Below are 24,776 nucleotides of genomic sequence, written 5' to 3' on the forward strand. Positions count from 1 at the left end.
CGACAATAAACGGAGAACGTCGCAATTCTGTTGATCTAACCCCGGCCGCGTGCGAATATTTTTGTCTGCGGAAAAAACGCAACACACGAGGTCACCATGAAAGGCCAGCGCATGATCGACCGGCTCGGACCATTGGCAGCGCAACAACTGACGGCGGCGCAGCAGGCGGCGGCGCAGGCGATCATCGATGGTCCGCGCGGCGCGCTGTACGGGCCGTTCGTGCCGCTGCTGCGCAGCCCGGAGCTGATGGAATGCGCGCAGCGCATGGGCGAATACCTGCGCTACCGCAGCGCGATCGGCACGCGCCTGTCGGAAGTCGCCATCCTGGTGACGGCGCGCGAATGGGACCAGCAGGTGGAGTGGGCGATTCATGCGCCGATTGCCGCGCGCAGCGGGATTGACCCGGACGTCATCCAGGCCATCGGCGAACGGCGCAGGTCGCCCGCGATGCAGGCCGATGAAGCGCTGGTGCACGATTTTTGCGTGGAGCTGCACCGCAGCAAGCGCGTGAGCGATGCGACTTATGCGGATGCGCTGGCGCTGTTCGGTGAACAAGGCGTGGTCGATTTGATGGGGATCAATGGGTACTACACTTTTTTGGCGATGGTGATGAACGCGGCGCAGACACCGGCGCCGGCATCGACGGCGCCGCCCTTGCCGGCGTAGTCCGGTGTCAAGCCGGCAGCGCATAAGCCGGGATTGAAAGCGATTGTATGAGCATGAGTTGGGACGATCATTTTTTGGTGTGGGAGCGGGTTTATCGCGACCCCGGCCCGGCTTGCTTCAACGGCTTGCAGGCGGCGCGCAAGCGCGTGGCCACCAATACGCGCGAGGATTGGGTGTGGCTGGCGGACGCGCTGGGCGATGTGCGGCGCAAGTTTTTTGTCGCCATGGTGTTCAGATTGCAATCGGTACCGAGGCGCCTGCTGGCGGCGTTGATCAGCGCCGCGGTGAGCGAACTCAATCCCAGTAAAAACCAGTACTACATTCTCCCCTGCGTGCGCACCTTCGGCACCAAGGAGGTCGTGACACGCCTGCTGCGGATTGTCGATGCGGGCTCGAACGAGGAGCAATGTGGCGCTGTGAGTGCGCTCTACTGGGCGTATGGAAACAAGCGCAATGATGACCTGAGCGAACTGCGTGAGCGCCGGCAGCGTCTGTTGCTGATGCGCTTCATCGAGAACGACGATGTCCACCTGCGGCGCCGGATTCTGCCGGCGCTCAGCCTTCAAGCCGACAAGTACCCGCCCGAGCTTCAACCGTATGTTGCGACGGCAATGGCGATCGCGCGTGCGCATCCCGATGAGTACATTCGCCATCGGATCGGCATTCAGACGGGGGAGGGCGGTCCGCTGATGCCGCTTCCATCGACGAGAGCGGCAGCGGACGGTCGGGCCGGCATTTCCTTCGCCGCGTCATCCGTGCCCGGCGCCTCGCACGATTGGTCCTTGAACTATGCGACGCGCGTTCTTGATTAGCAAGTAGCACCTGTCCCGGAGACGCGCTTCAGCCAGCCTGCCTGCAAGGGCAGTGAGGGCGGGCAGCGCCGTTTTCAGCTGCCGTCGTCGGCAAGTTCCCGCATCACCGCAGGGGAAAATGCCGATGCGCCGAACAGGGCTTTTTGCTGCTCGGCATTGAGGGGTGTGCCGGCCAGGCTCAGGTGAATTCTTCCGTTCACGGGAAGGATTTCGCGCTCGTCAGGAACTGCGGCGGCAGCAATTTTCTTTCGTAGTGCCGCCGATGCACGCTTGTATGTAGCAAGCTCATCTGCTTGCTGTTTACCCGGTGTCTTCATAGTGTTCACTTTAAGTGTCGTTGCAGGAATAGTTGCTCTTATGTTTGTAAAAGCGGCTAACATGCTGCCAGCGTCTTCCAAATATAGTTTAGTAAAATGGACCATGATGGACTGTTCGCGCGCAAATGGAACTGCATTGGCCGCGCGCTACCGTATGTTTCCCACCACTCGGGACAGCGCGCAAGGACTTCTTGCACCGTGCGCAGGCCGTGCATCGCAGCATCCGGATGCCGGGTCATTTCCGCAGCGTGCGCGGGGGCATCGAAACCGAGCTTGGGCCAGACCCAGTAGCCGATCAGCGCATCCGCATCCTCGGGCTGCAAAGGGCCGTGTCCGGCGCCATACAGCTGGATATGCGAGAAGCCGAGGCGATACGCCGTGATCGCCATCAAGGCGAACGCTACAGTGCAAAACCTGCGCGGGGTTTCCGGAGACAGCATCATGCTGCCGATATGCAGGGCATCACTCCACGCGCCTGGTGTCTGTTCCGAGCGAAACGCAATCACGCTGTTCTGCTCGCCGTCCTTGAGGAACGCGTTGATGAACCGTATGTTCATGCCGGGTGGTGCATTGCCATGTTCGTTCACCCGCAATGCCCATGCCGCTGAACCGTCCGGAATCATGAAGAGGTGTGCGCTCTGTTGTTCGGTCAGTTCAAGTATGGTGCCATCGTGTCGCTCCAGCGTGAAACCGTCGAACCGTTGCCCCCGCTTGTAATACAGTTCGCCCTGGAAGTAGTTGCGTGCAATGGGGTGGGCGAGCAGGAGGGTCTCGATTTTCCTGATATTGTGTTCGTCGAACCGTGGCTCGATAATCATGATAGGGCCTCTGATGTGGTGTCGATGGGTGAGTTCATCAGCGCAGGACCGTAACGCTCGGGTGCGAACTTCAGCGTGGGAAGTGAATTCGCGGCAGCGCGGATTGCAGGGATGAGTTCAACCAGCGTACTCGCCATTGGCGCGGGCGCACAGGGCGCTTTGGGGGAAACGGGCGGTCACTGTATCGTGGTCAATGATTGCCCGATCATATGGAACTTTCGTCATTCGAGGCCCGATACGCCATCATCCGGACCCAACAGTGCGGCGCATCCGGGATGGCAAAAAACCTGCGCATCGGAGGCAAACGGCGCCCATGGCGGAGTGGTATTGCGTGACGCGGGAGGCCCACGCGAGCTCGTCTTTGCATCAAGTTTGACCGGCTCCCCGGTTTTTTGTTCCAACAGAATCTCATCGAACCGGTTTCCCAGCCAGTCATACAGCTCACCCCGAAAATAGTTCCGTGCGATCTCGTGGCCGAGCAAGAGCGACTCGATTTTTCGAGTATCGTGTTCGGCGCATCGGAGGTCGGTGATCATGATTACGGGCTGTCGGCATTGACGGCTCACCCACGTTCCGGCATGGCGTGTGCATGCGGTGCGCGATGAGAGTCCGGACAGCGTACGCGGCATCATGAGGCGCACGCAGAGCGCCCATACGCCAAGTGGCGACGGCTCGATATGGCTCAACGATTGAGCGGGGATAGTGAACTTATGCGGCCTGCGGTTCGCAGTCGTGCCGTGGAGGGGAACAATCAAGCGGCCGATGCGTGGCACCGGCCGCGTCAAACAATGAAACGCCGCTTTAAGCGAGCGCTTCCTTTGCAGCTTCTTCCGGCGTCAACCCATCATAGAACTGGTCGGTAAACCACTCGACCTGTTCCTCGATATGGTCCTGCGCCTGCTTCTGGGTTGCGCCGCCGGCCACCAGGAAGCCTTCCACCTCGATGCACCAGTGAATCAGCGCCAGGGTTTCCTCGTCGAGTTCTTCTTTCTTGGCCATGTTGCCACCTCTTTCAGCGTTTGTTGTCCGAGAAAGGATGATAACCGATCACTCGCCGAGGTCGGTGACCATGCCCCACTTGGCGAACTCCGGCTCAAACTCCGCCAGGGTCAGCTGGCCGACGCTGGTATAGGCCCCGACCGCGCCCAAGGTACCTGCTGCTAAGCGACGCGCCAGCAGCACCGCCGCCATGCACGGGATTTCCGGCCCATGGTCGTTGTCTGCCGCGATATGCCAGGCGCGCCGCGCGGGCATGCCAGCGCCGTCCACGCCGTGCACGCGCACCACCATCCCGCCCAGCGCCGAGCCGAGGAAATTGAGGCCGTCGGCGGCGCGGTTGAGCAGGCCGGCGAAGCGCTCCGGATGGCGCACCAGCCCAAGCCGGCGCAGGCCCGCCAGCGCCGCCATGCCGCGCTGGCTGATGCCGGTTTCCAGCGCGGCGCGGAACATCACCGTCCGCACCCCGGCATAGTGGGCAGGAAACAGTTCGAGGTCGGGAATATCGCACAGCGATGCCAGGCGCGGGCGCAGGCGCGCGTAGGCCACCGTGACCGGCGCCGCCCAGCCCAGCTGGGTGGTCCAGCGTCCGTCCTGCCAGACCTGGATCGGCGCGCCGCAATAGCTCAGCACGGCGGACATGGTCGCCACCCCGCGCGGCGCGGTCTGGGCCGGGGCGATGCACATCTCGATCGAGGCAATGCTGCGCCAGCCCGCGCTCAAGTGGTCGACCACGGCCGAGGACATGGCCGGCACGCTGCTGGCGCCGGTTATCGCGATGCGCTGCTGGCGCCGGAATGCATCGTCCAGCGCGGCCGGAAAATCGCACACGAAGCGGCGCCCGTCGGCCAGGTCGATGTAGTGGGCGCCGGCCGCGGCCGTGGCAAGGGCGGTGCCGTAATCCTGCTGCTGGAACGGGCCGGCGGTATGGATGACGAGCTCGGCCCCGAGGGCGCGCAGCGCTTGTGTCAGTTGGGGATCGTGGATGTCGATGCGGGCGGCGACAGCGCCGTGCCCGCAGGCGCGGGCCAGGGCGCTGGCCTTGTCCAGGTCGCGCCCGGCGATGATCAGTTCGATGCCCGGGCTGGGCGCCAGGGCACGGCAGATGCGGGCGCCGAAGTTACCGTATCCGCCGAGAACGACCGTTTTCATGCCGGGTGGATCAGGCTGCGAGGCCCTTGGCCAGCAATTCGGCGACGACTTCATTGAGGTCGGCGTCGCGTTCCTTGGCCAGGGTTTGCAGTTGCAGTACCAGGTCGCTGTTGAGCTTGACGGCGAAGGGAACCAGGCCGAGCGCCTGGTCGCGCTTGCGCTGTTCGCGGCGGTCGACAACGGCGTTGTCGGCGTTGCCGAAGCCGGCTGCGCCCGGGGCGACCATCTTGCCCATCAATTTTTTGGCGTCACTCTTTGCCATGCCGGTTTTTTTCATTGTCTGCCTTTGCTATCAAAGAACGCATTCTACGCTCTCTGGGAGGCGCCGACGACGGCGCACCGAATGGCGCGCGAAAATCAGCCCAGGACTTTCTTGAGCCAGGCGCCGATATGGTCGATTTCTTCCTGGCACAGCGAATGCTGCATCGGGTAATCGTGCCACTCGACCTGGTAGCCCAGCGCGGTGAGCAAGTCGCGCGAGGCCACCGCGCGGGCGATTGGAATGACGCCGTCGTGCTGGCCATGCACCTGGAAAATCGGGGTCCCCAGGCTCGCTTCCGAACGCTCGCCGGCCACTTTGTCGGCCAGCGGCACGTAACCGGACAGGCACATCAGTCCGGCCAGTTTTTCAGGATGGCGCAAGCCGGTCTGCAAGGTCATTGCGCAACCCTGCGAAAAGCCCGCCAGGATGATGCGCGAGGCCGGAATGCCGCGCGCTTTCTCGCGCGCGATCAAGGCTTCGACCTGCGCCTGCGAAGCGCGCAGGCCGGCTTCGTCTTCGCGCCGGCCAAGGTCGGCGTGGACGATGTCGTACCACGAGCGCATCACGTAGCCGTTGTTGATCGTCACCGGCATCGTGTTGGCATTCGGGAAGACGAAGCGGATGGCGGGCAGGCCGGCCAGGTCGAGCTCATTGACCAGCGGCACGAAATCGTTGCCGTCGGCGCCCAGGCCGTGCATCCAGATGATCGCCACCGTCGGGTTGGGGGCGGTGACGACTTCGATGGTTTCTAACAGTTCGCTCATGCGTTGTTCTCGTTGGACGGCGCCGGACGCAGCGCCGATTTCGGCCGGAATGCCTTGCACACGGCCGGGTTGGTTTCCATATACGGTCCGCCGATCAGGTCGACGCAGTAGGGCACGGCCGCGAAAATGCCGCCGACCACTTGCTTGCCGTCCGCATCTTTCAAGCCTTCGAGGGTTTCCTTGATCGCTTTCGGCTGGCCCGGCAGGTTCATCACCAGCGCGCTATGGCCATCGATGTCGCGGATCACCGCCGTCTGGCGCGACAGAATCGCGGTCGGCACGAACCGCAGGCTGATCTGGCGCATCTGCTCGCCGAAACCGGGCATTTCTTTGGTGCCGATGGCAATGGTGGCTTCGGGCGTGACATCGCGCCGCGCGGGGCCGGTGCCGCCGGTGGTGAGCACCAGGTGGCAGCGCGCCACGTCGACCAGCTCGACCAGGGTCGCTTCGATCTGCGCGCGTTCGTCGGGAATCAGGCGCGTTTCAAGCCGATACGGCGTGCTGAGGGCGCTGGCCAACCAGTCGGCCAGCGCCGGCAAGCCCTTGTCTTCGTACACGCCGCCGCTGGCGCGGTCGGAGACCGACACCAGGCCAATGACCAGCTCGGGCGTCAGCGCCGCCGGATTACTCGTCGTCGGACTCGTCATCGATCGGCTCGCCGTCTTCGTCCTCGTCCTGGCCGGCCGGCTTGGCAGCGGCCTTGCGCTTCTTGTCGATATCCTTGAGGATCTGGAAGATCTCGCGGTAGGCTTTGGGCGGCTTGTTCTCGGCCTGTTCCTTGCGCGCGTTGCGGATCAGGGTGCGCAGGTGCTGCACGTCGAGTTCCGGATTTTCTTCGAGCAACACAGTCAGGGCCTTGTCGTCGGCCAGCAGCTTGTCGCGGCGGCGTTCGAGCGCGTGCAGGGCGGCGGTATCGGCCTTGGACATGCCTTTCCAGCTGTCAATGGTGCGCTGGATGACGGCCACTTCTTCCTCGTCGAGGGTGCGCATCTTCTTGCCGACGAATTGCATCTGGCGGCGGCGTCCCTCGTGGTTGGTGATCAGCTGGCACGCCAGGATGGCGTCGCGCACGTCTTCCGGCATCGGCACGCGCTTGACGCGGTCGCGCGCTTCGGCGACCAGTTCTTCGCCGAGCTTTTGCAGCTCGCTCATCTGGCGCTTGAGCTCGGACTTGGAAGGGCGTTCGTATTCTTGTTCGAACTCGGAGGATTGGAAGCCGCAGGCGCCCCGGTTTGGATTTGGCATGATATGGTTCCGATAGGCGTAAAGCCGATCAGTGAAAACTGTAAACGACTGCTATCATACCCGTTTAACCGGACAGCCGAAGAAAACCACACATGAACGACTCCGTCTTTATCCACACCCAGGATCAGCTGCAACAGCTGGCGCGCGACGTTTTGGCCTTTGCCAGGGAGATGGGCGGCACCGATGCCGCCGTCGACATCAGCGAGGGAAGCGGGCTTGCGGTGTCGGTGCGGCGTGGCAAAATCGAGACGATCGAGCAAAACAAAGACAAAGGCATGGGCGTGACCGTGTATATCGGTCAAAAACGCGGCAATGCCAGCACGTCCGACTTTTCCCCGGCGGCCCTGCGCGCCACGGTCGACGCGGCCTATAACATCGCCCGCTTCACGGCCGACGACGACTGCGCCGGCCTGGCCGACGCCGACATGCTCGAAACCAAGCCGCGCGACCTGCGCCTGTGCTACCCGTGGATGATCTCGACCGAAGACGCCGTGGTTCTGGCGCAACGCGCCGAAGCGGCCGCGTTCGACGTCGATGCGCGCATCACCAACAGCGAAGGCGCCAGCGTGCACGTGCAGCAGTCGCACTTCGTGTCGGCCAATTCGCGCGGTTTCGCGGGCGGCTATCCGTTTTCGCGCCACACCCTGTCGGTGGCGCCGATCGCCGGCAAGGGCGCCAAAATGCAGCGCGACGACTGGTACACCTCGGTGCGCGACCCGAAAAAGATGGCCCAGCCCGAAGCGGTGGGCCGCTACGCCGCCGAGCGCGCGCTGGCGCGCCTGAACGCGCGCACGCTCGATACGCGCACCTGCCCGGTGCTGTTCGAAGCGCCGCTGGCGGCCGGCCTGCTCGGTTCCTTCGTGCAGGCCACCTCGGGCGGCGCGCTGTACCGCAAGTCGACCTTCCTGCTCGATTCGCTGGGGCAGGCGGTATTCCCCTCGCATATCCAGATCCTGGAAGACCCGCATGTGATCGGCGGGGTCGGTTCGGCCCCGTTCGATGAAGAAGGCGTGCGCACGGTGCGCCGCGATGTGGTCAAGGATGGCGTGGTGCAGGGCTATTTCCTGTCGTCGTACTCGGCGCGCAAGCTGGGCATGAAAACCACGGGCAACGCGGGCGGTTCGCACAATCTGACCATGAGCTCCAGCCAGACCAAGCGGTCCGACGATTTTGCCGGCATGATCAAGAAAATGGGGCGCGGCCTGCTGGTGACGGAACTGATGGGCCAAGGCACCAACTATGTGACCGGCGACTACTCGCGCGGCGCGTCGGGCTTCTGGGTCGAGAATGGCGTGATCCAGTATCCGGTCGAAGAAATCACCATCGCCGGCAACATGAAGGATATCTTCCAGCAGATCGTCGCCATCGGCAATGACGTGCTGATTCGCGGCAACAAGCAGACCGGCTCGATCCTGATCGAAAAAATGGTCGTCGCCGGCGGCTGATCGACGTTGTTGTTCTCGCGTGGGCCGCAGTGCCCACGCGCTACCCCTTCCGCATCCCGCGCTTGGCCCTGTAAGACTCCTGTAAGATAAATTACGTTGCATGCTTGCCTAGACGCAAATACACTAGCCCAGGCACCATGACACCGGTGGTATTTCCGTGACGTAAACCCTTCAGGAGACACAGACATATGGAACGTCGTTCCTTCATTAAAAAAGCGGCAGTCGGCGCTGCCGCCGGCGCAGTCGCCGCACCGGCGCTGGCACAGTCGCAGCCAACCATCAACTGGCGCCTCGCCAGCAGCTTTCCCAAGTCGCTCGACACCATTTTCGGCGCGGCCGATATCCTGACCAAGCGCGTTTCCGAGCTGACCGGTGGCAAATTCAACATCCGCTCGTTCGCGGCCGGCGAAATCGTGCCGGGCCTGCAAGTGCTCGACGCGGTCCAGGCCGGCACTGTGGAAATCGGCCACAGCGCGTCCTACTACTACTTCGGCAAGGACGCCACCTTCGCCTTCGACTGCGCGGTCCCGTTCGGCCTGACCTCGCGCCAGCACACCGCCTGGTACCAGGAAGGCGGCGGACGCGAACTGACGCGCAACTTCTTCAAGGGCTACGGCATCGTCAACTTCCTGGGCGGCAATTCCGGCACCCAGATGGGCGGCTGGTTCCGCAAAGAAATCAAGTCGGTGGCGGACCTGAAGGGTACCAAGATGCGCGTCGGCGGTTTCGCCGGCAAGGTGCTGGAGCGCCTCGGCCTGGTGCCGCAGCAATTGGCTGGTGGCGACATTTATCCTGCGCTGGAAAAAGGCACGATCGATGCGGCCGAATGGGTCGGGCCTTACGATGACGAAAAACTGGGCTTCTACAAAGTGGCGCCGTACTACTACGCGCCGGGCTGGTGGGAAGCGGGCGCGAGCTTCTCGTTCTACGTCGGCATCAAGGAGTGGGAAAAGCTGCCGAAGGAATACCAGGCCGCGCTGGAATGCGCCACCTACGAGGCGCACATCGGCATGCAGGCCGAGTACGACGCCAAGAACCCGGCCGCGCTGGCACGGTTGATGAAGAACGGCGTCAAGCTGCGCACCTTCTCGAAAGACATCATGGACGGCTGCTACAAGGCGGCGCAGGACGTGATGAACGAGGAAGCGGCCAAGAACGCCAAGTTCAAGACCATCTACGAGCCGTGGAAGCGATTCCGCCAGGACCAGAACATGTGGGCCTCGGTGTCGGAAGCGGCCATGCTCGACTATATGATCAAGGCTGGCAGGAAGTAACTCCAGCGGACTCCCCGTCGTTCCTGCCGCTGGCAGGGACGACGGCGGGCAGCTTTACCTGATAAATGACGATGAAACGAATTCTGCTCCTCGCCCTCCTCGCCGGCGGCGCCTTCTATGCCTACAAAACCGGACGCCTGGGCGGCGGTGACGGCGCGTTCGACAAGGACGGCAAGCCGGCCGTGATGCTGTTTACCAGCGCCGAGTGCGGCGACCCGTGCGACAAGATCCGTGCCGAGCTGAAAAAACGCGTCGCCAGCTTCGACGAGGTGATCCTCACCGAGCCGAACAGCAAATACCGCGTGAACGCCATGCCGACTGTCATCGCGGGCAAGCAGCGCAGCGTGGGCGACGATGTGCACAAGCTGGCCGGGATGCTCGGCGAGGTGCTGGGCAAGGATGCGCTGACGCGGCGCGAACGCATCGTGCTGGCCAATCACTTCGACGAGCAGGACAAACCCAAGGTGGTGTTGTACGGGACCAAATGGTGCGGCTACTGCAAGGCGCAGCGCGAACTGTTCGAGGAAAAGAAGATCCCGTTCGAGGATGTCGACGTCGAGGCGTCCGAAGCGGGCCTGATGGCCTACAACGCACTCGAAGGCAGCGGCTATCCGCTCACCTATGTGGGCTACCGCCGCTTCGGAGGATTCAACGAGTCGGAGATCCTGGCGGCTGTCAAGGAACTCGGGGACAAGCCGCAGGCCGGCCTGCGCTGAGCGCGAACGCGCCAAAGCAAAGTAAAGAGGCGTCCCGCAGGGACGCCCCGCTCAATCAGAAGCGGTAACCGACACCGACCGCGATCAGCACAGGATCGACTTTCACGCTGCTCACTTTGGCGCCGGCGATCATCACATCGCTGCGGATATTGATGCGCTTGAGGTCCAGGTTGAGCGACCAGTTCTTGTCGATCTTGAAATCCACGCCGGCCTGGAAGGCCAGTCCCACGCTGTCGTTTTCCAGATCGCCCGCGCCGTTGAGCAGTTTCACTTTCGAGATGCGCGTGTAGTTGATACCGGCGCCCAGGTAAGGCTTGAACTGCCCGATCGGGTTGAAGTGGTACTGGCCCAGCAGGCTTGGCGGCAGGTGCTTGAAGGTGCCGATCTTGGCGCCGTCGAGCATCACGTCATGTTTTTGCGGATAGGTCAGCACCAGTTCGGCCGCCAGGTTCGGCGTGAAGAAATAGCTGACATCGAGTTCCGGAATCGTCTTGTCGGACACCGAAATGCGGTCCGATGCGCCCACGCCGCCAACCGGCGAGGACTTGTCGGCCGGGTTCAGATGCGCGGCGCGCGCGCGCACCAGCCATTGTCCATCTTGTGCATGAGCTTCAACGCCAACCAGGCCCAGCATGCTGACTGCTACTGCTGCTAACAATTTGCTCTTCATCACAACTTCCTTCTTCGTTTGTCATTGGGTATGACTGAAGTTTATTGATTGACCTCAACAAAATCGTTGATGTGAATCAAAAAAATCGAAGCAATGATGAAAAGCCGTATCGGGTCAGGCCGGGTTGCGCAGCGCCTGCAAGATCGGTTGCAGCACCGCCGCGCCAAGGCGTGCGCTGCGTGCGCCATCCCAGCCGCAGATCGGATCGGGATCGTTGGCGTTGTCCTTGAACGGCAGTTCCAGGGTCAGCGACAGGCAGCCGAAGGCGTGCGTGATGTGCGGCGAACCCATGGTGAGGGTTTCGTCGGTGTAGGGCGAGTCGCCGTAGCCGTGCACGTCCTGGAAGTCAGGGCTGGCGATCTTGAAGTCGTCGGAGAAGCGCTTCTGCTCTGCGGCCTGGGCCGGCGTGAAGGTCGGCAGCGATTCGCTGCCGGCCACGAACACATACGGCAAGCCTTCATCGCCATGCACGTCGAGGAACAGGTCGCAGCCGGTTTCCTTCATCTTGTTCTTGACCACGAATACTTCGGGGCTGCGCTCCATGGTCGGCGTATTCCACTCGCGATTGAGATTGGCGCCGGCCGCGTTGGTGCGCAGGTTGCCGCGCACCGAGCCGTCCGGATTCATGTTCGGCACCACGTAGAACACGGCTTGCTTGAGCAATTGGCGGCCGAAGGCGTCGGCCGGGTCGAGCAGGGCGTCGAGCATGCCCTCGACGAACCACTCGGCCATGGTTTCGCCCGGATGCTGGCGCGCGATGACCCAGACTTTCTTCTTGCCGTCCGGGGAGCCGGCGGCCGGGTCGCCGATCACCAGCACGTTCATGTCGCGCCCTTCCACGCTGCTGCCTAAATCAAGCATGCGCACCTGTTCCGACAGCTGCGCGCGGTCCAGCAGTTCGAGGTGGCGTTCCCACGAATAGGGTTCGAAGTAGGCGTAGTAGACGCTGTCCATCTCGGGCGTGTGGGAAATCGTCATCACCTCGCCGTCGAAGCTGGTGGGCACGCGGAACCACTCCACGCGGTCGTAGCTGGCCATGGCCTGGTAGCCTTCCCAGCCGGCCGGATACGCGCTTTTTCCCGCGTTCAGGAAGCGGATGGTGCTGGCCTGTCCCTGCGCGCCTTGCAGGCGGAAGTAGAACCACTGGGTGATGTCGGCGTGCGAGTCGCGGCGGATGTTCAGGTCGATCGAGGAGGCGCTGGTGGCGCTCACGATATCGATGGCGCCAGCGTCGAACTGGCTGCTGATTTTGATAGACATGGTGTGTCCTTGGCTGATGAATGAGAGGCGCGGCTGCTGCGCGCGCGAGGCGTCATGATACGCCTTCGGATTAAACACGGTTAATAGGGCGAAAATCGCCCGCATTCAGCCTTACCCTGTTGTTTTGAAAACAGCGAAGGAGAACCACGATGAACAAGACCTATCACGGCAGCTGCCACTGCGGCGCGGTGCGCTACGAAGCCGATATCGACCTGAGCCGGGGCACCAGCAAGTGCAACTGCTCGATCTGCGCCAAGACGCGCAACTGGAACGCGGTGATCAAGCCCGATGCGTTTCGCTTGCTCAGCGGTGAGGATCAGTTGACCACGTACCAGTTTGCGACCAAGACCGGACATTATCTGTTTTGCAGGCAGTGCGGCGTGCACTCGTTCGGACGCGGGTATGTGGAGTTCCTCGGCGGGGCGCTGGTGTCGGTCAATATGGCGGCACTCGACGATGTGACGCCGGAAGAGCTGATCGCGGCGCCGGTGGCGTATCTGGACGGGTTGAACGATAACTGGGGCAATCCGCCGGCGGAAACGCGGCATTTGTAGGGCTGGCATCGATCGGCAAGGTCCGCACTAGCGCGCCGTTCGCGCCGGGGGCCGCCGGTCGTTCTCAGCAATCGTAATTCATGCTGTCACGCGGATACGCCATGGGGTTGCGGATCGCCTCCAGCGTCAGATCGAGGTCGAGCTCCGGCCAGTACACGCGCCCGGTGCTCACGCACTTGACCCGGCAGATCTGCGCAATGGTCGCGTGTTCGAACAGTGGAAACTCCACGAACGGCAAGTACAACTCTTCCTCGCCACACTGGAGCCAGAAGCCGTGCGGGCTCAGGCTCGTCACTTCGGCGCGTGAAAAATAGATGCCATTCATAGTCAATCCCCGTTAAGCATGTCACCCAGGCAGGGTCGCCCGCATCGAAGGTATCAAATGCGCCAGGCGATTCCTTTGACCTGGCTCAAATGACCCTGAATTTACTTCCGTCCTATCGAAATCAGATAATTCTGCATCGTTTGCTCGGACACGGAGGCCCACATGTTCTGGTCCTGCCGGAACCGCTTCCATGGTTCGTACACTTTCTTGAACTTGGCGTTCCTGGCCGCTTCCTCTTCCATGACCGCGGTCGAGATCTTGTAGGCCTCGTCCATGATCGCCCTGGAAAAGGTGTGCAGCTTGGCGCCGTTCTTGATCAAACGCGCCAGCGCCGACGGGTTCCTGGTGTCGTAGGCGGCCTGCATCGTCACGTGGCACTCGTAGCTGGCCGTTTCCACCGCCGCCTTGTACTGCGCGGGCAGCTTTTCCCATTCCTTGATATTGATGTAGAACGACAGCTGCGGCCCCGCTTCCCACCATCCCGGCGTGTAGTAATGCGGCGCCACCTTGGCCAGGCCGAGTTTTTCATCGTCGTACGGACCGACCCACTCGGCCGCGTCGATCGTGCCTTTTTCGAGCGCCGCATACACGTCGCCGGCCGGAATCTGCTGCGGCACCGCGCCCATGCGTTCCATCACGCGGCCGGCAAAACCGGCGATGCGGATCTTCATGCCCTTCACATCGGCCAGCGACTTGATCTCCTTGCGGTACCAGCCGCCCATCTGCGTGCCGGTGTTCCCGGCCATGAAGTTGATGATGCCGTAGCCTTTGAAAAAATCGCGCATCAGGTCACGCCCGCCGCCCTGGTCGAACCACGCGGTCTGCTGGCGCGAGGTCAGGCCGAACGGCACCGCGCAATCGAAGGCGAAGGTCGGATCCTTGCCGAAGTAGTAGTACGACGGCGTGTGGCCCATTTCCACCGTGCCCGCCTGCACCGCGTCCATCACCTGCAAACCCGGCACGATGTCGCCGGCGGCGAACTGGCGGATCTGGAAGCGCCCGCCCGTCAGTTGCGCCACGCGCTTGGTAAACGCTTCGGCCGCGCCGAAGATGGTATCGAGCGACTTGGGAAAGCTCGACGCCAGGCGCCATTTGACTTCAGGGTTGATTTGCGCGAACGCCGGCGTGGCGATGACGCCGGCCGTCGCGCCGATGGCGCTTGTGGTGAGGAAGGAACGACGCTGCATGACAGTCTCCGAGTTTTTTATCTATCTGAGGGACGTGCGACCCATTGTAGCCGCTTGTTCGCGCCAAAGTTTCGTGTAATTGTAGCGTCGCTAAGGCACGAGGGGTTTTACATTTCGCGGCGCTTCGCCGGCCAGGCCGCCGAAGCGCTGGAAGAAGCCGGCATCGAGCTGCGGCGCGCTGTCATCTTCGCGCCGCATGGTCGCCATGATGTGCGCTTCGGCGCCCGCGTACGTACGCGCATACGCCGCGCGCGCCAGTTCATACGCGCTGCTGCCGGGCCAGGGATTGGGCAGCAGTTCGATCGGCAGCATCGGGTCGTGCAGCTGCACGCGGCGGTAGGCGTGGACCAGCAGGGTGCGGATCACGAAGGCCTGCTCGGGTGCCAGCGCATCATCGCTTCTCAAGAGTTCCAGCAGCGGCGCAAAGCGTTCGATGAAGTGGCGGTAGCCTTCGATCACGCCCGACAAGTCCCAGCCATCGTGCACCAGGTCCTGCAGCGGGCGGCTCGATACACCCGGCAGCGCGCTGGCGCGGCACACGAACAGCTTGTCCTTCACGCCCACGCGCGCCAGCAGTTCTTCCAGCACGCCGGCGTCGCTGGCCGGGTGCCCGAACATGCCCGGCGCGATCATGGCGTAGCCCTCCCACAGCATCTCCTTGCGCAGCAGCGCGCGTTCGGGCGCGTCGATGTTGCCGGCGCCGGAGAGCACCAGGGTCCAGTTGCCGTCCCAGTGCGCGGCCAGCGGCGCGTAAATGCGGCGGTTGGCGCGTTCGAAGCGGGGCAGCGCCTGCGGCAGGATCGCATACGAACTGCGGCGCCCGTCGCGGCTGGCCACCAGCCAGCCTTCCTGCGCCAGCCGGAACACGCTGGTGCGCAGCAGGCGGTCGTTGACGCCGAACGGCGCCAGCAATTCGATCAGGCTGCCGAGCCAGATGGTGCCGCCGTGCGGGGCGATGGCGTCGCCGAAGATCGTCATCACAAGCGACTTGGAACGGGGCGGATCGCTGGCGAGAAAATCGGCGATCCATGCTGTGCTGGTAAGTTGTTTCATGGATGCATGGTCTGGCGCGGTGGGGTGATTGTCAAGCAAAGCAGCCGTTTACTTTAGCGCGTGTTGGGCGCAGCATGGTTTTTTTGCCATCGACTCAATCTTGATGAGATACGGATATACAATACGATTCAATTGATCTGTGTACATTTGATTTTTCGTATCGTATTATCGCTTGATCGCCTTTGCAATGGGAGAAGCACCATGTACGCACAACTCGTAGAAACCGGCCTCAAGAAAGTCCAGAGCGCCGAGGACATGGATGAGCAGGAGCGCGAGTTCCAGGCGCGCATCGATGCCGGCGTCAAGATCGAAGCCAAGGACTGGATGCCCGAGGCCTACCGCAAGACCCTGATCCGCCAGATTTCCCAGCACGCGCACTCCGAAATCGTCGGTCAGCTGCCCGAAGGCAACTGGGTCACGCGCGCCCCCACGCTCAAGCGCAAGTCGATCCTGCTGGCCAAGATCCAGGACGAGGCCGGGCACGGACTGTATCTATATAGTGCGGCCGAAACCCTGGGCGTCTCGCGCGACGAGCTGCTGGCCGCTCTCCATTCCGGCAAGGCCAAGTATTCGAGCATCTTCAATTACCCGACCCTGTCGTGGGCCGACATGGGCGCGATCGGCTGGCTGGTCGATGGCTCGGCCATCATCAACCAGATCCCGCTGTGCCGCTGCTCGTACGGACCGTACGCGCGCGCCATGATCCGCGTCTGCAAGGAAGAATCGTTCCACGCGCGCCAGGGCTACGACATCATGATGAGCCTCGCCCAGGGCACGCCCGAGCAAAAGGCGATGGCGCAGGATGCGCTCAACCGCTGGTGGTGGCCGTCGCTCATGATGTTCGGCCCGTCGGATGCCGAATCGGTCAACAGCGCGCAGTCGGCGCAGTGGCGCATCAAGCTGTTCTCGAACGACGAACTGCGCCAGCGCATGGTCGACCAGACCGTGCCCCAGGCCGAGTACCTTGGCCTGACGGTGCCCGATCCCGACCTCAAATTCAACGCCGAAACGGGCCACTACGAATTCGGCGAGATCGACTGGAGCGAGTTCCAGAACGTCTTGAAGGGTAACGGCCCGTGCAACCGGGAGCGCCTGCGCACCCGCGTCAAGGCCTATGAAGACGGCGCCTGGTTCCGCGATGCGCTGGTCGCCTACGCCGACAAGAAATCCGCGCGCGCCGCCGCGTAATCGACGAACCACACCGGAGAACAACATGAGTAAAGAATGGCCCCTGTGGGAAGTCTTCATCCGCAGCCAGCATGGCCTGGCCCACAAGCACGTGGGCAGCCTGCACGCGTCCGACGCCGAAATGGCGGTCAATAACGCGCGCGACGTCTACACGCGCCGCAACGAAGGCGTGTCGATCTGGGTCGTGCGCGCCGCCGACATCGTCGCCAGCAGCCCGGGCGACAAGTCGGCCCTGTTCGAGCCGTCCAACAGCAAAGTCTATCGCCATCCGACCTTCTTCCCGATGCCGGAAGAAGTCAAGAACCTGTGAGCGCGCCAGTGGATCAAAAAATCGACTACCTGCTGCGCCAGGGCGACAACGCCCTGATCCTGTCGCAGCAGCTCTCCAAACTGTGCGGCAAAGGCCCGGCGCTCGAAGAAGACATGGCACTGACCAACGTCGCCCTCGACCTGCTCGGCCAGACCCGCATGTGGCTCACCTACGCCGGTGAGCTGGAAGAACGCGGCCGCACCGAAGACCAGCTGGCCTTCCTGCGCGACGCCCACGACCTGCGCTGCTGCCTGATCGTCGAACAGCCCAATGGGAACTACGCCGACACCATGGTGCGCCAGTTCTACTTCGACACCTGGCACTACTTCCTGATGCTTGGCCTGACCAGGTCGAGCGACCCACGCATCGCGGAGATCGCCGAAAAATCGCTCAAGGAAGTCACCTACCACCTGCGCCGCAGCGGTGACCTGATCGTGCGCATGGGCGACGGCACGCCCGAAAGCCACGCCAAGACCCAGGCCGCCGTCAACGAACTGTGGATGTACAGCGGCGAGATGTTCCTCTACGACGCGGTGGACAACGCCATGGTGGAGCAGGGCGTGGCACCGGCCGCCGAGGGCCTGCGCGCAGCCTTCGTCGAACACGTCTCCGAAATCTTCACCGAAGCCACCTTGGCGATGCCCGATCCGGCAGCCTGGATGCAGCGCGGCGGCAAAACCGGGCGTCACAGCGAGCACCTGGGTTTCATTCTGGCCGAGATGCAGTTCCTGCAGCGCTCCTACCCCGGGGCCGAGTGGTAATGAGCACGCAGCCGGCCAGCACGGAACAGGTCTGGGCCTGGCTGGGCGAGGTCAGCGACCCCGAGATCCCGGTGATCTCTGTCGTGGACCTCGGCATCGTGCGCGCGGTGGACTGGGAAGACGCCACCTGCGTGGTCACCATCACGCCGACCTATTCGGGCTGCCCCGCGATGACGGTGATCGCCGACTCGGTGAAGGACGCGCTGCATGGCCACGGCGTGCCTGACGTGCGGCTGGTGAACCAGCTTTCGCCCGCGTGGACCACCGACTGGATGAGCGATGCCGGCAAGGCCGCGCTCAAAGGCTACGGCATCGCACCGCCGGCGCAGCAGGTGATCGACATCAGCGCTCTGCATGCGGGCGTCAAGCGCGGCGCGGCGCCGAAGCTGATCGTCATCTGCCCCAATTGCGGTTCTGGCCATACGGAGCTGACCAGCCAATTCGGCTCGACGCCGTGCAAGGCCCTCTTCAAGTGCCTGGACTGCCGCGAACCTTTCGACTATTTCAAGTGCCACTGAGTTTTCACTAAGGCTGTTATGAGCAAATTCTACCCACTGACCGTCGCCAGGGTGCGCAACGAAACGCGCGACACCATCGCCGTCACCTTCGCCGTGCCGGACGAACTGGCCGCCAGCTTCGCCTACCAGCAGGGCCAGCACCTGACCCTGCGCGCGCAGATCGGCGATGAAGACGTGCGCCGCTCCTACTCCATCTGTTCGGCGGTGCAGGACGGCGCGCTGCGCGTGGCCATCAAGCGCACGCCGGGCGGGCTGTTTTCGAGCTGGGCCAACGAACACCTGAAGGTCGGCGCGGTGCTCGACGTGATGCCGCCGATGGGGCACTTCAACGTGCCGCTGGCGCTTGAAAATGCGCGCCACTACGTCGCCTTTGCGGCCGGCAGCGGCATCACGCCGATCCTGTCGATCATCAAGACGACCTTGCTCACCGAGCCGAAAAGCCGCTTCACGCTGTTCTACGGGAACCGCGCCTCGTCGTCGGTGATCTTCAAGGAAGAACTGACCGATCTCAAAGACAGCTATATGGAGCGCCTCAACCTGGCCTACGTGATGAGCCGCGAACAGCAGGACATCGACCTGTTCAACGGCCGCATCACCAAAGAAAAGGTCGAGCAGTTCATCAAGCACTGGATCCGCATCGACGACATCGACATTGCCTTCATCTGCGGGCCGGAAGACATGATGCACGGCGTCTCGGCGGCGCTGCAGGAAGCCGGCATGCCCAAGCAGAACATCAAGGTCGAGCTGTTCGCCGCCAGCATTCCCAAGCACCAGCACAAGCCGCGCCAGTTCGACGCGCTGGTGCGCCACGAGACCGAGGTCACCGTCATTTTGGACGGCAACCACACCAGCTTCACCATGGACAAGGACAAGGAATCGATCCTCGACGCCGGCCTGCGCGCCGGCATCGACATGCGCTACTCGTGCAAGGGCGGCGTGTGCTCGACCTGCCGCTGCAAACTGGTCGACGGCAAAGTCGACATGGATGTGAACTACGCGCTGGAAGACTACGAGATCGCGCGCGGTTTCGTATTGAGCTGCCAGAGTTTTCCGGTGACAGACAAAGTGGTCGTCGACTTCGACCAGGCCGAATAATCCAACTGAAAGAACAGGACGCGCCATGAACTACGAAAACATCACGTTCAAGATCGAACACGGCATCGCCACCCTGACCCTGAACCGCCCCGACAAGCTCAATAGCTTCACGCAGGCGATGCACCTCGAAGTGCGCTCGGCGCTGGCGGCGGTGCAGTCCGACCCCACCGTGCGCGTGCTGCTGCTCACCGGTGCGGGGCGCGGTTTTTGCGCCGGCCAGGATTTGTCGGACCGCGCGGTCGAACCGGGGGCCGAAGGCGTGGACCTGGGCCACTCGGTCGAAACCTATTACGCACCGCTGGTCATGACCCTGCGCTCGCTGCCGATGCCGGTCATCTGCGCCGTCAACGGCGTGGCCGCCGGCGCCGGCGCCAACCTGGCGCTGGCCTGCGACATCGTCCTGGCCGCCAAATCGGCCAGCTTCGTCGAAGTGTTCTGCAAACTGGGCCTGATTCCCGACACCGGCGGCACCTGGCACCTTCCGCGCCTGGTCGGCCACGCGCGCGCCATGGGCATGGCCATGCTGGGCGAAAAAATCCCGGCCGAACTGGCCGAGCAATGGGGCCTGATCTGGAAGTGCGTGCCCGACACCGCCCTGATGGACGACGCGATCGCCATGGCCGAACACTTCGCGGTGGCGCCGACCAAAGGCCTGGCCTTTACCAAGCGCGCCATCCAGGCCAGCTACGCCAACAGCCTGCCGGAACAGCTCAAGCTCGAAGGCGAGATGATGCGCGAACTCGGTTACAGCCACGATTACCGCGAGGGCGTGACCGCCTTCATCGAGAAGCGCGCGCCGCACTTCATGGGGGAATGAGCATGGCAGCACTGGAACAAGGCAGCATCGTCGCCGTCATCGGCAGTGGCGCCATGGGCGCCGGCATCGCGCAGGTAGCCGCGGCATCGGGCTATCGGGTCAAGCTGTTCGACACGCGCCCCGGCGCGGTCGACAAGGCGATTGCCGATATCGGCAAGGTGTACGCCACGCTGGTCGAAAAAGGCCGCATGAGCGGCGACGCGGCAGTTGCCGCGCACGCGCGCCTGCAGAGCGTGGCCACGCTGAAAGAAGTTGACGACGCCGCCCTGGTGATCGAGGCCATTGTCGAAAACCTCGATGTCAAGCGCATGCTGTTCGCCGACCTCGAAAACGTGGTTGGCGACGACTGCATTTTGGCGACCAATACCTCGTCGATCTCGGTGACGGCGATCGCCGCGCCGCTGCGCCGCCCGCAACGCCTGGTCGGCATGCACTTCTTTAACCCGGTGCCGCTGATGGCGCTGGTCGAAGTGATCAGCGGCCTGGCCACCGATCCGGCCGTCGCCGATACGGTCTACGCCACCGCCAGCGCCTGGGGCAAGAACCCGGTGCACGCCAAGTCGACGCCCGGCTTCATCGTCAACCGCGTGGCGCGCCCGTTCTACGCCGAAGGCCTGCGCCTGTTGCAGGAGCAGGCGGCAAGCGCCGCCACCCTGGACGCGGTCATGCGCGACTGCGGCGGCTTTCGCATGGGCCCCTTCGAGCTGATGGACCTGATCGGCCACGATGTCAATTTCTCGGTCACGCAGTCGGTGTTCAACGCCTATTTCGGCGACCCGCGCTTTACGCCATCGGTGTTGCAGCAAGAGATGGTCAACGCCGGCTTCTTCGGCCGTAAATCGGGACGCGGCTTTTACCAGTACGGCGAGGGCGCGACCAGGGCGGCGGCCAGCCAGGAAGCGGCGCAAGTGCGCCCGGAAGTGGTCAGCATCAGTATCGACGCCGACGTGCTTGACGCGGTGACGCAGGCGCTGGAACAGCGCCTGGCCGGCGCCGGCTTCACGGTCGGCCACCGCAAGCCGCTCGAGCATGCGGGCGAAAACGAAGCGCCGGCGTTCCACTGCAACGGCGCCGCCATTTTCCTGACCGACGGGCGCAGCGCCACCGAGCGCGCCAGCGCCAATCACCATCCCGACACGGTGCTGTTCGACCTCGCGCTCGATTACGGCAAGGCCACCCGCATCGCGCTGGCACGCGCCGACCAGTGCAGCGACGCCGCCTGGAACGCGGCGGTCGGCCTGTTCCAGGCGGCCGGTTTTGCGGTCACGCGGCTGGACGACGTGCCCGGTATGGCGGTCATGCGCACGGTCGCCATGCTGGCCAACGAAGCGGCCGACGCGGTCAACCAGGGCGTGTGTACTGCGCCGGCGGTCGACATCGCAATGCAAAAAGGCGTCAACTACCCGCGCGGGCCGCTGGCCTGGGCCAGTGCGGTCGGCATTGGGCACATCGTGACGGTGCTTGCCAACCTGGCCGCCGCGTATGGCGAGGACCGCTACCGCGTCGCGCCGCTGCTGCGCCGCAAACTAGCCAATGGAAGCGCCTTCTGACCCATGCACACTGACCCTCACGCGCTTGACCCTCAGGCGCTGGCCGAACTGGCCGGCAAAACCATGTTCGAGCGCGATCCCGCCAGCCAGGCGCTCGGCATGCTGCTCGCCGAGATCCGTCCCGGCTACGCGCATATGACGATGCCGGTGCGGCGCGATATGCTCAACGGCCACCAGACCTGCCACGGCGGCTACATCTTCATGTTGGCCGACAGCGCCTTTGCCTTCGCCTGCAATTCGCACAACCTCAACACCGTGGGCGCGGGCTGCACCATCGACTACCTGTCGCCGGGGCGCGAAGGCGACCTGCTGACGGCCGTAGCGATCGAGCAGGCGCTGTCGGGCAAAACCGGCGTCTACGACATCACCGTCACCAACCAGGACGGCCGCACGGTCGCCCTGTTCCGAGGCAAATCGCATCGCGTGACGGGCAACGTGGCAGAACTGCCGCAATAGGAGGAACACCATGGTCCAACGCACGCCAGCTCCCGATGACCTGGAACCGATCGAACGCGCCAGCCGCGACGAGCTGCAAGCCTTGCAGCTCGAACGCATGAAGTGGTCGCTGAAACACGCCTACGACAACGTGCCGCACTACCGCGCCGCGTTCGACGCCGCCGGCGTGCATCCGGACGACCTGCGCACCCTGGCGGACCTGGCCAAATTCCCGTTCACCGACAAGAAAACCCTGCGCGACAATTATCCCTTCGGCCTGTTCGCGGTCCCGCGCGAGAAGGTGGTGCGCATCCACGCCTCGTCCGGCACCACCGGCAAGGCGACGGTGGTGGGCTACACCCGGAACGACATCGACACCTGGGCCAATGTGGTGGCGCGCTCGATCCGCGCCGCCGGCGGGCGCGCGGGCGACATGGTGCACGTCTCGTACGGCTACGGCCTGTTTACCGGCGGGCTGGGGGCGCACTACGGCGCCGAGCGGCTTGGCTGCACCGTGATCCCGATGTCGGGCGGGCAGACCGAAAAGCAGGTGCAGCTCATTTGCGACTTCAAGCCCGAGATCATCATGGTCACGCCGTCGTACATGCTGAACATCATCGAGGAATTCACGCGCCAGGGGCTCGATCCGGCGGCGTCCTCGCTCAAGGTCGGCATCTTCGGGGCCGAGCCGTGGACCGATGGCATGCGCAGCGAGATCGAAAAGCGCGCCGGGATCGACGCGGTCGACATCTACGGCCTGTCCGAAGTCATGGGGCCGGGTGTCGCCAGCGAATGCATCGAGAGCAAGGACGGCCCGGTCGTGTGGGAGGATCATTTCTACCCCGAGGTGATCGACCCGGATACCGGCGAAGTGCTGCCCGACGGTGCCGAAGGCGAACTGGTTTTCACCTCGCTGACCAAGGAAGCGCTGCCCATCATCCGCTACCGCACGCGCGACCTCACGCGCCTGTTACCGCCGACTTCGCGCGCGATGCGCCGCATGGGGAGAATCAACGGCCGTTCGGACGACATGCTGATCATCCGCGGCGTGAACGTGTTCCCCAGCCAGATCGAAGAACTGATCCTGCAGATGCCGCTGCTCGCGCCCCACTACCAGCTGGTGGTCTCGCGCGACGGCCATCTGGACAAGCTCGATGTGGTGGCCGAACTGCGCGACGGGTCGCAGTCGCAGGACGCCGTGGCGGCGCTGGCGCGCGACCTCGAACACCGCATCAAGACCTACGTGGGCGTGACCACGCGGGTGAACCTGCTGCTCGCCAACGGCATCGAGCGCACCCTGACCGGCAAGGCCCGGCGCGTGATCGACCAGCGTCCAAAATCGCATTGAATCAAGGAGCACCTGTGAACAAACCGACCGACGCCTTTATCTGCGACGCCATCCGTACCCCGTTCGGCCGCTACGGCGGCTCGCTCTCCGGCATGCGCGCCGACGACCTGGCCGCGCTGCCGATCGCCGCCCTGATCGCGCGCAACCCCGGCGTGGACTGGACGGCCGTGGATGACCTGTATTTCGGCTGCGCCAACCAGGCCGGCGAAGACAACCGCAACGTGGCCCGCATGGCTGCACTACTGGCGGGCCTGCCGCCGGAAGTCCCGGCCAGCACCATCAACCGCCTGTGCGGCTCCAGCCTGGACGCCGTCGGCATCGCCGCGCGCGCCATCAAGGCTGGCGAAGCGAACCTGATCATCGCCGGTGGCGTGGAAAGCATGACGCGCGCGCCTTTCGTGATGGGCAAGGCCGACAGCGCGTTCTCGCGCGCCGCCAAGATCGAAGACACCACCATGGGCTGGCGCTTCGTCAACCCGCTCATGAAGGCGCAATACGGCATCGACTCGATGCCAGAGACGGCCGAAAACGTGGCGCAGGAATTCAACATCAACCGCGCCGACCAGGATGCGTTCGCGCTGCGCAGCCAGCAGCGCTGGGCCGCAGCCCATGCCGCCGGCGTGTTCAGGGACGAAATCGTCCCTGTCACCATCGTGCAGAAGAAGGGCGAGGCGCGCGTATTCGACACCGACGAGCATCCGCGTCCCGACACCAGCATCGAGATGCTGGCCAAGCTCAAGGGCGTGGTCACCCCAAGCGGCACCGTCACCGCCGGTAACGCCTCGGGCATCAACGACGGCGCCTGCGCCATCCTGATCGCATCAAGCAGCGCCGCCGAGCGCTTCGGCCTCACGCCGCGCGCGCGCATCGTCGGCATGGCCCTGGCCGGACTGGAACCGCGCATCATGGGCTTCGGTCCCTCGCCAGCGACCAAAAAGGTGCTGGCGATGACCGGCCTGTCCATCGGCCAGATGGACGTGATCGAGTTGAACGAGGCCTTTGCCGCGCAGGGCCTGGCGGTCACGCGCGACCTGGGCCTGGCCGACGACGCCGCCCACGTCAACCCGAACGGCGGTGCGATCGCCATCGGCCACCCGCTGGGCGCGTCCGGTGCGCGCCTGGTGCTCGCCGCTGTCAACCAGCTGCACCGCACTGGCGGGCGCTACGCGCTGTGCACGATGTGCATCGGCGTCGGGCAGGGCATTGCCCTGATCATCGAAAAAGTATAAGGTGCGCGC

The 24,776-nt window shown here is 63.7% G+C and carries 30 protein-coding genes; 16 read left to right on the forward strand and 14 right to left on the reverse strand.

The window, feature by feature from the left end:
• Positions 1–111 precede the first annotated feature (111 nt).
• Together F2P45_RS06545 and F2P45_RS06550 are read left to right on the forward strand one after the other, a co-directional pair.
• The gene (locus F2P45_RS06545) at positions 112–666 is read left to right on the forward strand and encodes a carboxymuconolactone decarboxylase family protein (protein ID WP_166872331.1); all 555 of its coding nucleotides are present in this window, start codon (positions 112–114) and stop codon (positions 664–666) included.
• 47 nt (positions 667–713) lie between these two features.
• The gene (locus tag F2P45_RS06550; protein ID WP_166871709.1) at positions 714–1,478 is read left to right on the forward strand and encodes a hypothetical protein; all 765 of its coding nucleotides are present in this window, start codon (positions 714–716) and stop codon (positions 1,476–1,478) included.
• 74 nt (positions 1,479–1,552) lie between these two features.
• Here the strand turns inward: F2P45_RS06550 and F2P45_RS06555 are convergent, their stop codons facing one another.
• From F2P45_RS06555 to yjgA, 9 genes are all read right to left on the reverse strand, one after another.
• Complete coding sequence (locus F2P45_RS06555) at positions 1,553–1,858, reverse strand: hypothetical protein (RefSeq protein ID WP_166871712.1); 306 nt, start codon at positions 1,856–1,858, stop codon at positions 1,553–1,555.
• On the reverse strand, positions 1,852–2,613 hold the full coding sequence (locus F2P45_RS06560; RefSeq protein WP_166871716.1) for a hypothetical protein: 762 nt from the start codon (positions 2,611–2,613) through the stop codon (positions 1,852–1,854). The genes F2P45_RS06555 and F2P45_RS06560 overlap by 7 nt, the downstream gene beginning before the upstream one ends.
• 221 nt (positions 2,614–2,834) lie before the next feature.
• Entirely contained in the window at positions 2,835–3,149 is a 315-nt protein-coding gene (locus tag F2P45_RS06565) for a hypothetical protein (protein WP_166871719.1), read from the reverse strand.
• 265 nt (positions 3,150–3,414) lie between these two features.
• Positions 3,415–3,612 (reverse strand): hypothetical protein, encoded by a 198-nt coding sequence (locus F2P45_RS06570; protein WP_054268373.1) that lies wholly within the window; start codon positions 3,610–3,612, stop codon positions 3,415–3,417.
• A gap of 48 nt (positions 3,613–3,660) precedes the next feature.
• The gene (locus F2P45_RS06575; protein ID WP_166871723.1) at positions 3,661–4,761 is read right to left on the reverse strand and encodes a saccharopine dehydrogenase family protein; all 1,101 of its coding nucleotides are present in this window, start codon (positions 4,759–4,761) and stop codon (positions 3,661–3,663) included.
• 10 nt (positions 4,762–4,771) lie between these two features.
• The gene (locus tag F2P45_RS06580) at positions 4,772–5,038 is read right to left on the reverse strand and encodes a hypothetical protein (protein ID WP_166871726.1); all 267 of its coding nucleotides are present in this window, start codon (positions 5,036–5,038) and stop codon (positions 4,772–4,774) included.
• 80 nt (positions 5,039–5,118) lie between these two features.
• On the reverse strand, positions 5,119–5,787 hold the full coding sequence (locus F2P45_RS06585; protein WP_166871729.1) for an alpha/beta hydrolase: 669 nt from the start codon (positions 5,785–5,787) through the stop codon (positions 5,119–5,121).
• Positions 5,784–6,434, reverse strand: coding sequence for a molybdopterin adenylyltransferase (gene mog, locus F2P45_RS06590; protein WP_166871732.1), 651 nt, complete (start codon positions 6,432–6,434; stop codon positions 5,784–5,786). Before mog ends, F2P45_RS06585 begins: the two co-directional genes overlap by 4 nt.
• The gene (gene yjgA / locus F2P45_RS06595) at positions 6,412–7,032 is read right to left on the reverse strand and encodes a ribosome biogenesis factor YjgA (RefSeq protein ID WP_166871734.1); all 621 of its coding nucleotides are present in this window, start codon (positions 7,030–7,032) and stop codon (positions 6,412–6,414) included. Before yjgA ends, mog begins: the two co-directional genes overlap by 23 nt.
• 92 nt (positions 7,033–7,124) lie before the next feature.
• On the opposite strand from yjgA, the gene pmbA reads away from it, so the two are divergent.
• From pmbA to F2P45_RS06610, 3 genes are all read left to right on the forward strand, one after another.
• Entirely contained in the window at positions 7,125–8,477 is a 1,353-nt protein-coding gene (gene pmbA, locus F2P45_RS06600) for a metalloprotease PmbA (protein ID WP_166871738.1), read from the forward strand.
• A gap of 188 nt (positions 8,478–8,665) precedes the next feature.
• Positions 8,666–9,751, forward strand: coding sequence for a TRAP transporter substrate-binding protein (locus F2P45_RS06605; protein ID WP_166871741.1), 1,086 nt, complete (start codon positions 8,666–8,668; stop codon positions 9,749–9,751).
• A gap of 71 nt (positions 9,752–9,822) precedes the next feature.
• Positions 9,823–10,467 (forward strand): glutaredoxin family protein, encoded by a 645-nt coding sequence (locus F2P45_RS06610; RefSeq protein WP_166871745.1) that lies wholly within the window; start codon positions 9,823–9,825, stop codon positions 10,465–10,467.
• Positions 10,468–10,522: 55 nt separating this feature from the next.
• On the opposite strand, the gene F2P45_RS06615 is transcribed toward F2P45_RS06610, so the two are convergent.
• The gene (locus tag F2P45_RS06615) at positions 10,523–11,137 is read right to left on the reverse strand and encodes an OmpW/AlkL family protein (protein ID WP_166871748.1); all 615 of its coding nucleotides are present in this window, start codon (positions 11,135–11,137) and stop codon (positions 10,523–10,525) included.
• Between the two features lie 114 nt (positions 11,138–11,251).
• Complete coding sequence (locus F2P45_RS06620) at positions 11,252–12,397, reverse strand: M14 family metallopeptidase (RefSeq protein WP_166871751.1); 1,146 nt, start codon at positions 12,395–12,397, stop codon at positions 11,252–11,254.
• 149 nt (positions 12,398–12,546) lie between these two features.
• On the opposite strand from F2P45_RS06620, the gene F2P45_RS06625 reads away from it, so the two are divergent.
• The gene (locus F2P45_RS06625; protein WP_166871754.1) at positions 12,547–12,951 is read left to right on the forward strand and encodes a GFA family protein; all 405 of its coding nucleotides are present in this window, start codon (positions 12,547–12,549) and stop codon (positions 12,949–12,951) included.
• A gap of 64 nt (positions 12,952–13,015) precedes the next feature.
• Here the strand turns inward: F2P45_RS06625 and F2P45_RS06630 are convergent, their stop codons facing one another.
• From F2P45_RS06630 to paaX, 3 genes are all read right to left on the reverse strand, one after another.
• The gene (locus F2P45_RS06630) at positions 13,016–13,276 is read right to left on the reverse strand and encodes a DUF2442 domain-containing protein (RefSeq protein WP_166871757.1); all 261 of its coding nucleotides are present in this window, start codon (positions 13,274–13,276) and stop codon (positions 13,016–13,018) included.
• Between the two features lie 101 nt (positions 13,277–13,377).
• On the reverse strand, positions 13,378–14,463 hold the full coding sequence (locus F2P45_RS06635; RefSeq protein ID WP_166871760.1) for a TRAP transporter substrate-binding protein: 1,086 nt from the start codon (positions 14,461–14,463) through the stop codon (positions 13,378–13,380).
• A 90-nt stretch (positions 14,464–14,553) separates the two neighbouring features.
• Entirely contained in the window at positions 14,554–15,516 is a 963-nt protein-coding gene (gene paaX, locus F2P45_RS06640; protein WP_166871763.1) for a phenylacetic acid degradation operon negative regulatory protein PaaX, read from the reverse strand.
• A 201-nt stretch (positions 15,517–15,717) separates the two neighbouring features.
• Between paaX and paaA the strand changes: the two genes are divergently transcribed.
• Genes paaA through pcaF form a run of 10 tightly spaced genes read left to right on the forward strand, consistent with a single transcriptional unit; the run spans position 15,718 to position 24,767 of the window.
• Entirely contained in the window at positions 15,718–16,704 is a 987-nt protein-coding gene (gene paaA / locus F2P45_RS06645; RefSeq protein ID WP_166871767.1) for a 1,2-phenylacetyl-CoA epoxidase subunit PaaA, read from the forward strand.
• Between the two features lie 25 nt (positions 16,705–16,729).
• On the forward strand, positions 16,730–17,014 hold the full coding sequence (gene paaB, locus F2P45_RS06650) for a 1,2-phenylacetyl-CoA epoxidase subunit PaaB (protein WP_054268390.1): 285 nt from the start codon (positions 16,730–16,732) through the stop codon (positions 17,012–17,014).
• The gene (paaC, locus tag F2P45_RS06655; protein WP_370663214.1) at positions 17,011–17,775 is read left to right on the forward strand and encodes a 1,2-phenylacetyl-CoA epoxidase subunit PaaC; all 765 of its coding nucleotides are present in this window, start codon (positions 17,011–17,013) and stop codon (positions 17,773–17,775) included. The genes paaB and paaC overlap by 4 nt, the downstream gene beginning before the upstream one ends.
• A complete protein-coding gene (gene paaD / locus F2P45_RS06660; protein WP_166871770.1) occupies positions 17,775–18,293 on the forward strand; it encodes a 1,2-phenylacetyl-CoA epoxidase subunit PaaD in 519 nt (172 codons plus the stop codon). The genes paaC and paaD overlap by 1 nt, the downstream gene beginning before the upstream one ends.
• Before the next feature lie 18 nt (positions 18,294–18,311).
• Positions 18,312–19,388 (forward strand): 1,2-phenylacetyl-CoA epoxidase subunit PaaE, encoded by a 1,077-nt coding sequence (gene paaE, locus F2P45_RS06665; protein ID WP_166871774.1) that lies wholly within the window; start codon positions 18,312–18,314, stop codon positions 19,386–19,388.
• Positions 19,389–19,413: 25 nt separating this feature from the next.
• Positions 19,414–20,205 (forward strand): 2-(1,2-epoxy-1,2-dihydrophenyl)acetyl-CoA isomerase PaaG, encoded by a 792-nt coding sequence (paaG, locus tag F2P45_RS06670; RefSeq protein ID WP_166871777.1) that lies wholly within the window; start codon positions 19,414–19,416, stop codon positions 20,203–20,205.
• Positions 20,206–20,207: 2 nt separating this feature from the next.
• Positions 20,208–21,755 (forward strand): 3-hydroxyacyl-CoA dehydrogenase PaaH, encoded by a 1,548-nt coding sequence (paaH, locus tag F2P45_RS06675; protein ID WP_166871780.1) that lies wholly within the window; start codon positions 20,208–20,210, stop codon positions 21,753–21,755.
• A gap of 3 nt (positions 21,756–21,758) precedes the next feature.
• Positions 21,759–22,211: a hydroxyphenylacetyl-CoA thioesterase PaaI gene (gene paaI / locus F2P45_RS06680; RefSeq protein ID WP_166871783.1), complete on the forward strand. Its 453-nt coding sequence runs from the start codon at positions 21,759–21,761 to the stop codon at positions 22,209–22,211.
• 10 nt (positions 22,212–22,221) lie between these two features.
• Positions 22,222–23,538, forward strand: coding sequence for a phenylacetate--CoA ligase PaaK (gene paaK / locus F2P45_RS06685; protein ID WP_166871786.1), 1,317 nt, complete (start codon positions 22,222–22,224; stop codon positions 23,536–23,538).
• A gap of 14 nt (positions 23,539–23,552) precedes the next feature.
• Positions 23,553–24,767, forward strand: coding sequence for a 3-oxoadipyl-CoA thiolase (pcaF, locus tag F2P45_RS06690; protein WP_166871789.1), 1,215 nt, complete (start codon positions 23,553–23,555; stop codon positions 24,765–24,767).
• Positions 24,768–24,776: the final 9 nt, after the last annotated feature.

Source organism: Massilia mucilaginosa, from assembly GCF_011682145.1.
In the GTDB taxonomy this organism is placed as follows: domain Bacteria; phylum Pseudomonadota; class Gammaproteobacteria; order Burkholderiales; family Burkholderiaceae_D; genus Telluria_A; species Telluria_A mucilaginosa.